Here is a 15,887-nt window from a genome sequence, read left to right as displayed (position 1 = left end):
GGATAATAAGCACATGAATCAGGCAGGCGATGGCCGGCAAGCATAATAGCTGGATTCTTCCAGGCATCGTCGGATTGACCTGCGGCCTCTTTGCGCTCGATCTGTTCATGCCGCTCGGGGTGGCCATCGGCGCGCTCTACGCCGGAATCGTGCTGCTGGCCTCATTCTCCCCGAATCCACGACTTCCGCTGCTCACCGCCGCCTGCGCCACCGGACTGCTCATCGTCGGGGCTGTGGGAGGCCCTCGTCTGAGCAGCATTCCGCTATGGGTAGGGGTCACCAATGCCTCCCTCGGTCTCGTCGTCGTCTGGATCTCGGCCGTACTCCTGCGACAACGGCATCATGCGGAGATTCGACTCCGTCAGGCGAAAGACGAACTTGAAGCGCGCGTTGCCGCCCGCACCAGGGAACTGGCCGACGTGAACCGTACCCTCCTGCATGAAATCTCTGAACACGTCGAGACGGAAGAGTCTCTGCGCGCCAGCGAACACGATCTCGCCACCAGCCGGCAGGAGTTGCGGGACCTGGCGGCCCGTCTCCTCACGGCCCAGGAGGAGGAACGCCGGCGCATCTCCCGGGATCTCCATGACGACATCAACCAGCGGCTGGCCATGCTGGTTGTCCAAGCCGAGTCGCTGGAGAGCAGCCTCCCCCCCTCGGCGAGCGACTGCAGCAAAGAGCTACGCTCGATCCAGGACCGGCTCACCGAGCTGTCGGACGACGTACGCCATCTGGCCTATCAGTTTCATCCGTCCATTCTGGACGACCTGGGACTGACCGTCGCCTTGCAGCGCCTGGTCGATGAATGCGCGGCACGCGCGAACCTTCAAGGCACGTTCGACGTGTCGCCGGCACCGCAGACCGTGCCGCAAACCGTGGCCACCTGTCTCTACCGCATCGCCCAGGAGAGTCTGGCGAATGTGATGAAACATGCGCAGGCGAGCAGGGTCATGGTATCCCTCGCTTCGACGGCCGATGCCATCACGCTCACCGTGCAGGATGACGGAGTCGGGTTTGACACGCAGCAACTGGCGAACAACCATCGCGGTCTCGGCCTGATCAGCATGGCAGAGCGCCTCCGCCTGGTCCGCGGCACCGTCACCATCGATTCGCTCCCTCACCAGGGCACACGCCTCTATATCAAAGTTCCGCACGCGGAGGTTCCTGTATGACCACGCCCCCTCGAGTGTTGCTGGCCGACGACCATACGCTGGTGCTGGAAGGATTCCGGCGAATCGTGGAACAACGTTGTGAGGTGGTGGGGGCGGTCGAAGACGGCCGCGCGCTCCTCGACGCAGCCACGCGGCTGCGCCCCGACTTGATCCTGCTGGATATCTCCATGCCGTTATTAAATGGAGTCGATGCCGCGCGCCAATTAAAGAAGCTGCTGCCCGACGTGAAACTCATCTTCGTCACCATGCATGCGGACCCGGCCTATGTGAGCGAGGCCTTCAAAGCCGGGGCATCAGCCTACCTGCTCAAGCGATCCGCGGCCAGAGAACTGGAGCAAGCCATCGACTCCGTGTTGAAGGGACAGTATTTCGTTACCTCCCTGCTGACCAAGGATCTGGTCACGACCCTCTCTGCAGGGCAGGCCGGCCTGTTTGCACAACGGCAGGAACTGACGCCGCGCCAGCGGGAAGTGCTGCAGCTCATTGCCGAGGGACGCACCATCAAGGAAATCGCCTCGCTGCTGAATATCTCGCCGAAAACCGTCGAGTTTCACAAAGCTCAGATCATCTTTCATCTCAACCTCCGCACCACCGCAGAACTGACCAAGTACGCGCTTGCGCACGGGCTGACATCGGCCTAGCCCGGGCTTGCCGCGCTGACATCGGACTCGGGACATTTCACCTTCGACCTAGGACATCGCCTAGTTGCCTCTCTTCTTCGCCTTCGTTACCCTACCTGTAGGTGTTCGCCGTTCCCCATGCCCATCGATCATACCGGCTGGATACGGTCGAAGGAGATCTGAAGGATGGACTCCGCAGCCACACAATGCCAGGTTTGCTGGCGAGTGCGGGACAACAAGACGGATGGAAACTCCTGCGCGGTATGGTCGGACATGCAGACATTCATGGAGAGCCACGATGTGACATCGCATGGCCCCACCTTTTCCGAAGGGTATTGCCCTCAGTGCGCCACCTTGTATCATCGACTCACACAAGAACATCTCTACGACGCCTAACAGATTCATACCTGACACGACCGGGCGCCGCTCCACGCAGGTGAGCCGCAGCCGCGTTGTCGGCCGGTCATTACGAAGATCCCGTCCATTGCATGCGCCAAGAAGGCGACAGTGGATCGGTTACAGAGGAATGTTCTCAAGCGGATGCATCGGACCAGATATTCGACCTGTTCGCCAGGCCGACTCCATCGAACCGCACAGTGCTGGACTCGCTTCATCGCAAGTCATTGGGAGACCCCTCCTACACCACACAGTCTGTACTCTCGATGGAATCACCGGCCTGGCCTCCATTCCTGCCCCCTCCGCACTGTCGCTCGCGACGCGCGCACCTGCGCACTTGATCGACTTCGCTCCGGGAAGGTGCTAGGTTGTTTGCAGCAGGACAACGGGCATCGCGCAGTGGGGACGCACCGTTCAGTGCCGGGCACGGTTCTGCGGAGGGAGGAAGGGCGACGATGAACTATGCAGATCGACGCGGACCGATGCACGAGCCGCAGCCGCAATCAGAAGCCGGAAAAGGCCGAGTATGCGGACCACAGCTCGGCGCGACCTTCATGCCTCAACGATCCATGCCATGGGACAAACGACCGGCGCCGGCGCTCAGATACGACGGACTGGTCGTCGCCTTCGCCCTCCTTGCGTGTCTATTCGTCGTGCTCTTGAGTCCGGCCTCCAGCCTTGCCGCCGACCGGGCAACCGCACCGCCCCCGGGGTCGTCCGATCCGGTCTATTCGCTGGAGGCGGTGCTGAATTTCGCGTTGACGCGCAATCCTACCGTTGCCAGCGCGGAGGGCACGATCGATCAGAACCGTGGACAACAGGTGGCCGCGTACACCTATCTCAACCCCTCGGTCAGCGCGAACAGCGGCGTCGGCAGGATGCGCGACCTGGGACTCTTCGATCCGGCGGTGCGTGAGCGGGTGACGGAATTCAATCTGAGCGTCGGACAACCGATCGAGTGGCCGTCAAAGCGCGCGGCCCGCCAGCGCGCCAGTGAAGCCGGCGTCGCCGCCGCCTCGGCCGGACTGGCGGAAACGCAGCTCAATTTGGTCGCCGACGTCAAGGTCGCCTTTTACGATCTTCTCCTGGCTCAGCGCGCGCTGGTCCTCGCACAGCAGAATCTGGCCACCGTGGAGGATGTCGACAAGGCGGTACGGACCCGGGTACGCCTGGGGGAGAGTCCGCAGTTCGAAGCGATTCGCTCCGGAGTGGAAGTATTGAAAGCCAATCAGTCGCTGACGAGAGCGGCCAATCGAGTGCGGGTCAATCGGGTGATGCTCGATACCCTGACGGCCGGTTCACTCGGGCCGACGTACGCCATCGACGGGCAACTCCACCGTGTGGGCCCGGGATTCGGCATCGACATTCTGACCGAGCGCGCGCTCACCCAACATCCGACGATCGTGCGCCTGCGCAAGTCGGTCGAGCAGGCCGACCATAGCCTGGAGTTCGAACGTCAGGCCCGTGTGCCGAATATCACGATCGGAGGCAGCTACTGGCGGGAAATCGGTCGGGAAGCCTTCACCGGCGGCGTCACATTCCCCACTCCCGTGTGGGATCGGCGGCAGGGCGAAATCATCTCGGCCTTCGGAAGTAAACGCAAAGGCGAAGCTGAATTTCTTCGTGCGCGAAATGAATTGATCCGAAACGTCAGCCAGCATTTTCAGGATGCGAAAACGACTGCGGATATGATCGAGGTCTATGAAAAGGGGCTCTTGAAACAGGCCGATGAAGCGCTGCGAATCGCGAAGTTCAGCTTCCAGCAGGGGGCCTCCAGCCTCATCGAAGTGCTCGACGCCCAACGGGTGCAGCGTCAGATTTTGCTGGACTACGCCCAGGCCCAATTCGATCTCTCCATGTCACTCGCGCTCCTGGAACGTGCCGTGGGAGGCGCTCTGTAATGAAACCAGCCCATCCACACTTCAGCACAGCCCGGAGCCATGCACGCGCCTATTCTCTGCGATTGGCCTTGACGATGCTGCTTAGCGCATTGCCCTTGCAGTTCCTCTCCGGATGCGAAGGCCCGCCCCCCAACGCCACGGGGGCCAATCCGCCCGCCGCTGCGACCGAGAGCGGCCTCGTCCGGCTGACGGCCGACAAAATCAAATCGGCCGGCATCGAAGTGCAACCGCTGACGCGGGGAGAATTTCGCACCTTTCGCGATTTCCCCGGCACCATCGAACCAAATGAGCACGCCCTGGCGGAAATCACGACGCTGGTCCGCGGGCGGGTCATCGACGTCTATGCCGACCTGGGCCGAGAGGTCAAAGGGGGTACTCTGTTGGCCCTGCTCTACAGCAGCGAACTGGGTATGGCCCAGTCGGCCTACCTCAAGGCGACCGCCAAACTGAATGTCGCCGATCGAGCCTTCCGGCGGGCAGAGCTGCTTCTGAAGGAAAAAGTCATCGGTGTGGCTGAACTGCAACGCCGCGAGGGGGAAATGATCAGCCTTCGCGCCGAACAACGGGAAACGCGGGACCGCCTCCTGATCCTGGGACTCACCGACGAGGATTTGCGCAATCTGGATCGCAATCACACCATCCGGTCACACGTCCCGGTGGTCGCTCCCTTCGACGGCCGGATCATCGCCCGGAATCTGACCAAGGGCGAGGTCGTGGAAACCACGGAAAAACTGTTTGTCGTCGCCGACCTCTCGGAGGTCTGGGTGACCGCGAAAATTCCGGAAAAGGATATTCCGTATATCCAGGCCGACCTGGAGGGAGACGGACAGGCCGTGGAAGTGCACGTGACCGCCTATCCGGGACAGATCTTTCAGGGTCGGATCACCTATGTCGGAGACGTACTCGATCCGGCCACCCGCACCATGCGGCTGCGGCTCGAACTGTCCAACCCCGAACGCAAACTGAAACCCTCGATGTATGCCACCGTCCGCGTGTATTCAGAACCGCAACCGGAAACACTCCTGATTCCCGAAACGGCCGTGCAGCGAGACCGTGACCGCCAATTCGTCTTCGTTCAACGTGAACCGGGGGTCTTCGAAGTCCGCGACGTCCAATTGGGGGAATCCAACGGCAAGCAGGTCAAGGTCTTCGGCGGCGTCCAGGAACAGGAGGCCGTCGTCGTGAAGGGCTCCTACGTCCTCAAATCCGAGTTGTTCGGCTCCCAGATCTGATTGCATGTTATCGTCGCTGCTGCAAATGTCCCTCCGCCAACGTGTCCTGGTGGTCGTCCTGGCCCTGGCCCTGGCCCTCGGAGGTATCTACTCGTTCCAAACCATTCCCATCGACGCCTTTCCCGATGTCACGACCGTCCTGGTCCAGGTCGTGACGAAAACGCCCGGGCTCTCTCCCGAAGAAATCGAACGGTTCGTGACGTTTCCCCTCGAACTCCAATTGACCGGCTCACCCGGCCTGGTCGAGGTGCGTTCGCTGTCGAAGGTCGGGCTTTCCATGATCGACGTGATCTTCGAAGACACGGTCGATATCTACCTGGCGCGACAGGTCGTGCTCGAACGCATTCTCGAAGTGCAGGATCAACTGCCGCCCGGTTCTCTGTCCCAGTTGGTCCCCAATACCACCGGGCTGGGCGAAGTCTTTCAATATTTCTTGAAGGGCCCGCAGGACGACACGGCGGGCACTCAGCTCTCCGAGTCCGAATTGATGAACCGGCGCACCCTCCAGGATTGGCTGATCCGCCCGTTGCTCAAGGGACTCCCGGATGTGGTGGACGTGAACTCCCTGGGAGGGTTCGTCAAAGAATTTCAGGTCATGGTCGAGCCGGGACTGCTGCGAAAATACAACCTCGCGCTCCACGATGTGTTCCGGGCGGTCGAACAGAACAATGCCAACGCCGGCGGCAACATTCTGGAAAAGAACGCCGAGCGATTCATCGTCCGGGGGGTCGGTCTCATCAAGACCCTCGCGGACATCGAACAAATCGTCGTGAAAGAAGAGGGCGGTACCCCGGTCTATGTGCGGGACGTGGCCGAAGTTCGCGTGGGGCACGCCATCCGCCACGGCGCGGCCGTCATCAACGGCAAACATGAAGCGGTCACCGGAATCGTGCTCATGCTCCGCGGCGGCAACGCCCGTGAAGTCGTCCAGGCGGTCAAAACCAAAATCGATGACATTCACCAGCACAAGCTGCTCCCCGGCGGACTCCGCATCGTCCCGTTTTACGATCGCATCGAACTGATTACCTCCGCCTTGAACACCGTCTATAAGGCCCTGTTCGAAGGCGTGGTCCTAGTGGTCGTGGTCCTCTTCCTCTTTCTCGGCAATGTCCGCAGCGCCCTCATCGTCACCGCCACCCTGATCCTCACCCCGCTGGCCACCTTCATCGTCATGGATCGGGTCGGGTTGACCGCCAATTTGATGTCGCTGGGCGGGTTGGTCATCGCGATCGGCATGATGGTGGACGGCTCCGTGGTGGTGGTGGAAAACGTCTATCGCCATCTCTCCGAACACCGCGACTCTTCGACCGGCAAGACCTCCTTGATTCTGCAGGCGGCCATGGAAGTGGGACAGCCGGTCGTCTTCGGCATCCTGATCATCATCATCGTCTTTTTTCCGATCCTGTCCTTGCAGGGCATGGAAGGGAAGATGTTTCAGCCGCTGGCCTATACCATCATCATTGCCCTGCTGATCTCCCTGTTGCTGTCGCTGACCCTGTCGCCCGTGCTCTGCTCCCTGGTTCTCAAGGATCCCAAGGAGGAAGACACCTTTCTCCTGCGCTGGGTCAAGCGTGGCTACCTGCCGACGCTCGAATGGGCGCTCGGCCATCGCACCGCCGTGCTCGCACTCGCCCTCAGCCTGCTGGCCGGCAGCCTGGCGCTGTTTCCCTTTCTGGGGGGCGAGTTCATCCCCATCTTGAACGAGGGGTCGGTGACGCCTCAAACCATCCGGCTTCCCGGCATTTCGTTGGAAAAATCCATCGAGATCGAGAAGGAAATGCAGCGAGCGGTGCTGGAGTTCCCGGAAGCCCGCATGGTGGTGTCGAAAATCGGCCGGACTGAATTGGGCAACGATCCTCAGGAGCCGAATGCGAGCGATCCCGTCGTGTCGCTCGCCCCGATGGATCAATGGAAAACCGCCTCGACCAAATCGCAACTCGATGACGCGATCCGCCGTCGCCTGCAACAGATTCCGGGCGCCAATTTCCTGATCAGCCAGCCGATTCAACAGCGTGTCGATGAGCTGGTTTCGGGGGTCCGTTCGGAAGCGACCGTGAAAGTGATCGGCGAAGACCTGGACATTCTGCGCAGCACGGCGGAAAAAATTCAGGGCATCATGAACGGCATTCAAGGGGTCAAGGACGTGCGTGTGGAGCAACTCTTCGGGCAGTCTTACCTGACCATCGATATCGATCGCGGCAAGATCGCCCGCCACGGCATCAATGTCGCCCAGATCCGGGAAATCATTACGACCGCGATCGGCGCCGACGCTGCCACGCGCGTCTACGAAGGGCAGCGCCGCTTCGACCTCATTCTTCGTTTTCCAGAACAATATCGCGACAGCGTCGACACCATCGGCAATATCCTCCTGACCACCGCGGCCGGCGCATTGATTCCGCTGGGTGACATCGCCAAGGTGGAACTGCGCGAAGGCCCGGCACTGATCAGCCGTGAAGGCCTGCAGCGCCGGATCTATGTCGGCTTCAATACGTTCGGCCGCGACATTGAAAGCATCGTGCATGAAGCCCAGACGAAAATCGACCGGCAGGTCCAGTTGCCCACCGGGTACCGGCTGCTCTGGGGCGGTTCATTTGAAAACATGCAGCGGGCGATGGCCCGGCTGAAAATTATTGTCCCGATCACCATCGGCGTCATTTTTCTCATTCTCTTTTCGTCGTTCAACTCGTTGCGTCACGCCGCGTTGATTATTTTGAACCTGCCCTTTGCCCTGATCGGCGGTATCGCCGCCCTGTGGCTGACGGGCGAGTATCTCAGCGTGCCGGCTTCCGTCGGGTTCATCAATCTCTTCGGGGTGGCCGTGCTCAACGGCATCGTCCTGGTCTCATACATCAACAAACTTCGCGACGAGGGCATGAATCAGGGGGAAGCGGTCGTCACCGGTTGCACACTCCGATTGCGCCCCGTGCTGATGACGGCGGTCGTTGCATTGCTCGGGCTGCTTCCATTGGCGCTATCTCACGGCATCGGATCGGAGGTGCAGCGGCCGCTGGCCATCGTGGTGATCGGTGGGTTAGTCAGCTCCACCCTCCTGACCTTGATCGTGCTGCCGGTGCTGTATCAGTGGTTCGATCGACCGGATAAACCGGCAGCGCTGGAAGAGGAACCCGCCCGCTGACGACTGTCCCTCCGATGAGAATGCGTCTTCCGCATTCCATTCAGTCGCCCCGCTCAATGTCCCTAGTGATCTGCCGAGGTTACCCGGACGAGCTGATCGTGTTATCTCTATGCTGGAACGGTTCCATGTGTGAAGCTCCCTTTCCCGGTCACACGTCACGAAGGTTGATGCAAGCAAAACTATGGCGTGGACGTTACTCTGTGTCGCCGGACTTTTTGAAATCTGTTGGGCCATCGGGTTGAAGTACACCGAAGGATTTACCCGGCCGTGGCCCACAGTGGGAACATTGGTCGCCATGGCGGCGAGCTTCGGCTGCCTGGCTCAAGCCTTGAAAACGATCCCCGTGGGAACGGGGTATGCGGTATGGACAGGTATCGGCGCGGCAGGCACCGCCGTCCTCGGCATGGTCCTCTTCGCAGAAACTGCCTCGATCATCAAAGTGCTCTCGCTGCTTTGCATCGTCCTCGGCATCATCGGACTCAGAAGCACGTCCTGAGCCGGGCGGCAGTGATGTTTATTGGCGGATTCACGTAGACCATGTTGCCTCTCACCACACCCACTCAACATGAGTCTTCGGTCCTCCACTTCCCGAATCGCAACACCCCAAAGCCGACCGGCTGGACGCTTGGAGAATGGCTCCTGCTCCTGCCTGTCGGAACTGCCGCCCTGTTCTTTCACTCTGGCCATGAGTGGCTAAGCGACCTCTCTAACCCCATTCGATTGAGCGCCATCCTCGGCTGGCTCCTGCTCGTGATTATTCTCTCCGCCTTTGCGGTCCTTCGTCATGCGGAGCACCTTGCGGAGCGGCTCGGCGAACCGATGGGAACCGTCATTCTGACCTTGTCGGTCACCGGAATCGAAGTGATGATGATTACAGCCTTTATGTATACGGGCAACGGGAATGCGTCGCTCGCGCGTGACGCCATGTTTGCGGTGGTCATGATCGTGCTGAACGGCATGGTCGGCCTCTCCCTCCTGCTCGGGGGCCTGCGGTACCACGAACAGACCTACAATCTACAAGGGGCGAACGCGTTCCTCGCAGTCATTGTCCCGTTGGCGGTGTTGGGGCTCGTGCTGCCAAGTTATACGATTTCCTCCCCCGGTCCGACATTTTCCCCCCATCAATCCACCTTTCTCATCGTGATGTCCTTGGGGTTGTATGGTGTGTTTCTCGCGATTCAGAATCTGCGCCACCGCGACTACTTCGTGGCACCCCGGAGCCAGAGCAAGCGAAAAATGGCCTTGCTCCATCAGACTGAACAGGCCCCGAAGACACCTGTCTGGCGCCATACACTCCTCCTGGTGGCCTACCTGCTTCCGCTCGTCATTCTCTCGGAACATGTGGCGACACCGATCGATTACACACTTCGCCTGTGGAATGCCCCCCATGCGTTAGGCGGTGTGCTGGTCGCCGGGCTCGTGCTGGCCCCCGAATCTCTTGGCGCGGTCCGGGCCGCTCTGGCCAATCAATTGCAGCGCTCCGTCAATATTCTCCTTGGATCGGTGCTCGCGAGTATCAGCCTCACCATTCCAGCCGTCCTCGCTATCGGCTTCTTTACTGAATCCACCATCATTCTCGGGATCGACACAGTCGATACCATCCTCCTGGTCCTGACCTTCGTGGTCAGCATGCTGACCTTTGCCGTCAGACGCACCAATGTCCTGCTCGGAGCCGTCCACCTGCTCCTGTTCCTGGCCTACCTCATGCTGATTTTTGAGAAATAGCCGTCGGGATACGGCCCTGCTTGGAGTGGGCCACAGAGTTGATTTGCCTCGCCTTGCCCTCCTAAGATACGGGCCAGAGGACAGCAATTCACGCAACGCACTCATGGCCGACCCCGGGCCAGTCTGAACCGCACCAGATCAAAAAACCATTGCTGTGAGCGGACTGTAGGAGTTTCCGAGAAAGACACGCATGTCAGGCACCAAGCACAAAGTCTTCACGATCCTGCTGGTCGAGGACGACGCGGGAGACGTGGACATGTTCTTGCGCACGGTCGAGCATGAACTGCCCCGCCATGAGGATGAGCAGGTCACGCTGGTCATCAACGCCACGGCCGAGGGCGCGCTGGAGCGGCTGCAACAGCAACCGATCGATCTGATCATCGCCGACGTGCGGCTGCCGGGCATGAGCGGAATCGAACTCCTGCGGCGGGTACAGGACCTGAACCGGCGTATCCCCGTCATCATCGTCAGCTGGGTCCATGCGATCGAGACGGTCATTGACGCGATGCGCCATGGAGCATTCGACTACATCGTGAAGCCCTACGACACGATGGATCTGTCGGCGCGCATTCATCGGGCCATGCGCATGTCGGAAATCCTCCTGCAGGCCTCACCGGACGAGCCTGCCGCGCCACGCATTCCCTTCAAGAACCTGGTAGGTGTGAGCTCCCCGATCAGAAACGTGATGGCCATGATCGAAGCCATCGCCCGGGTCCCCTCCACCACACTGATCATCGGGGAAACCGGCACGGGTAAGGAATTGATCGCCAAGGCGATTCACGAGCGCAGTCTCGATAGCGACGGCCCGTTCCAGGTTGTCGACTGCACCACCTTCTCGGAAGGCACCGTGGAGAGTGAGTTGTTCGGCCATGTCCGCGGCGCATTCACCGGCGCAGTGGCGGACCGAACCGGCTTGATCGAGTCAGGCAGCCACGGCACCGTCTTTCTCGACGAAATCGGCGACCTCCCCGCCAATCTGCAGGCGAAACTCCTGCGTGTGCTGGAAGCCGGGGAAGTGCGGGCGGTCGGCAGCACCCAGCAGCGGAAGGTGAACGTCCGCTTTATCGCCGCGACCAATCAGGACCTGGCTGAGAAGGTAAAGCGGAACGAGTTCCGGAAAGACCTGTTCTTTCGCCTCAATGTCATGGTGATCCGCGTACCGCCTCTCCGTGAACGGACGGAAGATATCCCCGTGCTCGCCCGACACTTCATTGCACGCTATGCCAAGGAGTTTACGAAACGCGTGGAGGATCTCCATCCCTCCGCCGTCACAGAGCTCGTCGCTTACCCATGGCCGGGGAATGTCCGGGAATTACGAAACGTGATGGAACGGGCGGTCATGCTCGCCAAGGGCGACCGCATCGGTATCGCGGACGTCGCCGGCATGCTCGCCGTGCCAGACGAGCGACAGCGCGAGGCCCCCGAAGAAGACTATCTCCACCTGCCGTATGCGAAAGCCAAGGAACAGGTCCTGGAGGCCTTCAACCGTCGGTACATCTCGACCAAACTGACGATCCATCAGGGGAACGTCACCCATGCCGCCCAGGACGCCGGCCTACCACGTTCCTACTTCCACGAGATCATGCGCCGCTATACAAAAGACGAAAAATAGCGGTGTCAGCAAAGCATGACACCCACCCACCACAAGTGAATATAAATAATTGTTTTTATTGAATAAATCAATGAATAGCCTGCGCGTCCGCATTTACAGACATGAATAGATCGTTATATTTCAATAGCTTAAACAACACATCCCCACTCGTAGTCAGCAGTTACTGACCCCTTCGTTTTCGCCAGCCACCACCGTCCTCTTTCCCGCCCCATCGATAGTCTCAACACATTGATTTTATTAATATAAAACACTCGTTACCAAGACGAACCGAGGCCACATTCTTCGTCCTCCACGGCACGTGAATTGTAATACTCCTATAGCGCGAGCGAATGTCCGCTCGACAATTTCGAATTGTGAGGGGCGAATGTTTCCAATTCGACACAAGGAAAGGGGGTACTCCAGACAAGATTGCATCCACGTGAGTGTAGTGAGGTTGTACGAACAGGTGCATGAGGGACTCATGTGCCTCACAAGGAGGTAGCTATTATGCAGGTTTCCGTTTCACGGAGACAGTTTCTCAAAATCTCGGCGGGAACCGTCGCGGCCGTGGCCGTGGCGGATAAAGTCCTCGCGTTGACCGCGCTGCAGCCGGTCATCGAGGTTGGGAACCCGCTGGGTGAGTACCCGGATCGGTCCTGGGAACGTGTGTATCACGACCAGTACCGGTACGACTCATCCTTTACCTGGTGCTGCTCACCGAACGACACCCACGGCTGTCGCGTCCGCGCGTTCGTCCGAAACGGCGTCGTCATGCGCGTTGAGCAGAACTATGACCACCAAACCTATGAAGACCTCTACGGCAACCGCGGAACGTTCGCGCACAATCCGCGCATGTGCTTGAAAGGCTTCACCTTCCACCGTCGCGTGTACGGCCCCTATCGTTTGAAGGGTCCGTTGATGCGGAAGGGCTGGAAGCAGTGGATGGACGACGGCTCCCCCGAGCTGACGCCCGATGTGAAGCGCAAGTACAAATTCGACAGCCGCTTCCTGGACGACCTCAACCGGGTGTCCTGGGATACGGCCTTCACCTATGTTGCCAAAGCCGCCGTGGTCATCGCGACGCGCTACAGCGGTGAAGCCGGTGCTCGTCGTCTCCGTGAGCAGGGCTATGCTCCGGAAATGATCGAAATGATGAAGGGCGCGGGCGTGCGAACGTTCAAGCATCGCGCCGGTATGCCGGTGCTCGGCATCGTCGGTAAGATGATGAACACCCGTTTCAACGGCGGATGTCTGCCGTTGCTGGACTCCTGGATCCGCAAAGTCGACTCGGATAAAGCCCAGGGAGGAAAATATTATTCCAACTACACCTGGCACGGCGACCAAGATCCTTCCCATCCGTTCTGGAACGGGACCCAGAACTGCGACGTCGACCTCGCCGACATGCGCTTCTCCAAGCTGAACACCAGCTGGGGGAAGAACTTCGTCGAGAACAAGATGCCGGAAGCGCACTGGAAGCTCGAGTCCATCGAGCGCGGCGCGCGAATCGTCGTCATTACGCCGGAATACAACCCAACGGCCTACCGCGCAGACTACTGGATTCCTCTGCGGCCGGAGACCGACGGTGCGAACTTCCTCGGCGCTGCAAAGATCATCTTCGATGAAAACTTGCAGGACATCGATTACATCAAGGAATTTACCGACCTGCCGTTGCTCGTACGGACGGATACGCTGCAGTATCTCGATCCGCGCGATGTGATTGCGGATTACAAGTTCCCGGATTTCTCCAAGAGCTATTCGGGACGCATCCAGTCCTTGAAGCCCGAGCAGGTCGAACGGCTCGGCGGCATGATGGTCTGGGACCTGGCGAAGGGGAAGGCTGTTCCTCTGCACCGGGAACAGGTCGGCTTCCACTTCAAGGAAAGCGGCATTGATCCAGCGTTGACCGGAACCTTCCGCGTCAAGTTGCTCAATAGTCGCGAAATCGACGTGATGCCGATCTACCAGATGTATCAAGTCCACCTTCAGGACTACGATCTGGATACGACCCATCAGATCACCCGTGCGCCGAAGGACCTCATCGTCCGTTGGGCGCGTGATTCGGGCACGATCAAGCCGGCCGCGATGCATAACGGCGAAGGCGTCTGTCACTATTTCCACATGACGGAAATGGGTCGGGCGGCGGCGTTCATTATGACCATCACCGGCAACATCGGAAAGTTCGGGACGGGCTGCCATACCTGGTCTGGTAACTACAAGGCCGGTATCTGGAACGCCGTGCCTTGGTCCGGCGCGGGACTCGCGGTGCACACCGGTGAGGATCCGTTCAACCTGACCTTGGATCCGAATGCTCACGGCAAAGAGATCAAGACCCGCTCGTACTACTATGGTGAAGAAGTCGGTTACTGGAACCATGGTGATACGGCCTTGATCGTCAACACGCCGAAGTACGGACGCAAGGTGTTCACCGGCAAGACCCACATGCCGAGCCCCAGCAAAGTCCGCTGGGTCACCAACGTGAACATTCTGAACAACGCCAAGCACCACTATGACATGGTGAAAAACGTCGATCCGAACATCGAGATGATCGTCACGCAAGACATCGAGATGACCTCGGACGTCAACCATGCCGACGTGGCGTTTGCGTGTAACTCCTGGATGGAGTTCACCTATCCGGAAATGACTGGCACGGTCTCCAATCCGTGGATTCAGATCTGGAAGGGTGGTATCCGTCCGCTGTACGACACCCGTAACGATGCGGACACCTTCGCCGGCGTCGCAGCCAAGTTGGCTGAAATGACCGGAGATGCGCGCTTCCGCGGCGTGTTCCACTTCGTGTACATGAACCGCGTCGATGTTTATCCGCAGCGGATGCTGGATGCCAGCGCCACCTGCTACGGATACAGCGCTGACGTCATGTTGAAGTCGGAAAAGGGTTGGATGGTCATGGGACGCACCTATCCGCGCCACCCGCTCTGGGAAGAGACCAACGAGTCCAAGCCCCAGTGGACGCGGTCGGGTCGTATCGAGACCTACCGTATTGAGCCGGAAGCCATCGAATACGGCGAAAACTTCATTTCACACCGGGAAGGCCCGGAGTGTACGCCGTATCTGCCGAATGCCATCATGACGACCAATCCCTATGTCCGGCCGGAGGATTATGGAATTCCCGTGACGGCGCAGCACCATGACGATAAGACGGTGCGGAATATCAAGCTGCCGTGGTCCGAAATCAAACAACACCCGAACCCCTTGTGGGAAAAGGGCTACCAGTTCTACTGCGTGACGCCCAAGACCCGGCACCGGGTGCACAGCCAATGGTCGGTGAACGACTGGGTGCAGATTTATGAGTCGAACTTCGGCGATCCGTACCGGATGGACAAACGGACACCGGGGGTCGGCGAGCACCAGTTGCACATCAACCCGCAGGCAGCGAAAGACCGCGGCATCAACGACGGCGACTACGTCTTTGTCGACGGTAACCCGGTGGACCGGCCCTATCGCGGCTGGAAACCGTCGGATCCGTTCTACAAGGTCGCCCGCTTGATGATCCGGGCGAAGTATAACCCTGCATATCCGTACCACGTGACGATGGCGAAGCACGCTCCGTACGTGGCGACGGCGAAATCGGTGAAGGGCCACGAGACGCGGCCAGACGGACGCGCCATCGCGGTGGACACCGGCTATCAGTCCAACTTCCGGTATGGGGCCCAACAGTCCTTTACCCGGAACTGGTTGATGCCGATGCACCAAACCGACTCACTCCCCGGCAAACACACGATTGCCTGGAAGTTCAAGTGGGGCTATGCCATCGATCACCACGGTATCAACACGGTTCCGAAGGAATGCTTGATCCGCATCACCAAGGCGGAAGACGGCGGTATCGGAGCGCGTGGTCCGTGGGAACCAGTCCGGACCGGGTTCACGCCGGGTCAGGAAAACGAGTTCATGATCAAGTGGCTTAAAGGTGAACATATCAAGATCAAGGTCTAGGACAGAGCGACACAGTCTGAGGGGCTCGCCTCTCGGCACTTGCTCCTGGGTACTTGAAACGAATGCGAACCATTAACTACATGATCATGTTCAGAAGGAGGATTCACAATGCCAGAAGTCTATAACTGGCAACTGGGACGGAAGATGCTGTATCCCTACGAGG

General features: G+C 59.5%; 9 protein-coding genes. All 9 read left to right on the top strand.

Annotation, left to right across the window (positions count from 1 at the left end; genetic code table 11):
- Positions 1–29: 29 nt before the first annotated feature.
- The 9 genes from H8K11_19260 (at position 30) to H8K11_19220 (ending at position 15,724) form a co-directional block, all read left to right on the top strand.
- A complete protein-coding gene (locus H8K11_19260; GenBank protein MCS6265889.1) occupies positions 30–1,172 on the top strand; it encodes a sensor histidine kinase in 1,143 nt (380 codons plus the stop codon).
- Complete coding sequence (locus H8K11_19255) at positions 1,169–1,813, top strand: response regulator transcription factor (protein MCS6265888.1); 645 nt, start codon at positions 1,169–1,171, stop codon at positions 1,811–1,813. The genes H8K11_19260 and H8K11_19255 overlap by 4 nt, the downstream gene beginning before the upstream one ends.
- 830 nt (positions 1,814–2,643) lie before the next feature.
- The gene (locus H8K11_19250; protein MCS6265887.1) at positions 2,644–4,089 is read left to right on the top strand and encodes a TolC family protein; all 1,446 of its coding nucleotides are present in this window, start codon (positions 2,644–2,646) and stop codon (positions 4,087–4,089) included.
- Positions 4,089–5,321: an efflux RND transporter periplasmic adaptor subunit gene (locus tag H8K11_19245; protein ID MCS6265886.1), complete on the top strand. Its 1,233-nt coding sequence runs from the start codon at positions 4,089–4,091 to the stop codon at positions 5,319–5,321. Before H8K11_19250 ends, H8K11_19245 begins: the two co-directional genes overlap by 1 nt.
- A gap of 4 nt (positions 5,322–5,325) precedes the next feature.
- Positions 5,326–8,457, top strand: coding sequence for an efflux RND transporter permease subunit (locus H8K11_19240; protein MCS6265885.1), 3,132 nt, complete (start codon positions 5,326–5,328; stop codon positions 8,455–8,457).
- 181 nt (positions 8,458–8,638) lie between these two features.
- Positions 8,639–8,953, top strand: a complete 315-nt coding sequence (sugE, locus tag H8K11_19235) for a quaternary ammonium compound efflux SMR transporter SugE (GenBank protein ID MCS6265884.1) — start codon at positions 8,639–8,641, stop codon at positions 8,951–8,953.
- Positions 8,954–8,994: 41 nt separating this feature from the next.
- Positions 8,995–10,182, top strand: a complete 1,188-nt coding sequence (locus H8K11_19230) for a calcium:proton antiporter (GenBank protein ID MCS6265883.1) — start codon at positions 8,995–8,997, stop codon at positions 10,180–10,182.
- A 190-nt stretch (positions 10,183–10,372) separates the two neighbouring features.
- Complete coding sequence (locus tag H8K11_19225; GenBank protein MCS6265882.1) at positions 10,373–11,794, top strand: sigma-54-dependent Fis family transcriptional regulator; 1,422 nt, start codon at positions 10,373–10,375, stop codon at positions 11,792–11,794.
- Positions 11,795–12,280: 486 nt separating this feature from the next.
- A complete protein-coding gene (locus H8K11_19220) occupies positions 12,281–15,724 on the top strand; it encodes a molybdopterin-dependent oxidoreductase (GenBank protein ID MCS6265881.1) in 3,444 nt (1,147 codons plus the stop codon).
- Positions 15,725–15,887 lie beyond the last annotated feature (163 nt).

Origin of the sequence: Nitrospira sp. (assembly GCA_024998565.1) — a bacterium.
Taxonomy (GTDB): Bacteria; Nitrospirota; Nitrospiria; order Nitrospirales; family Nitrospiraceae; genus Nitrospira_A.
Note: the sequence above shows the minus strand (reverse complement) of the source record. Positions and strands in the feature narration are given on the sequence as shown.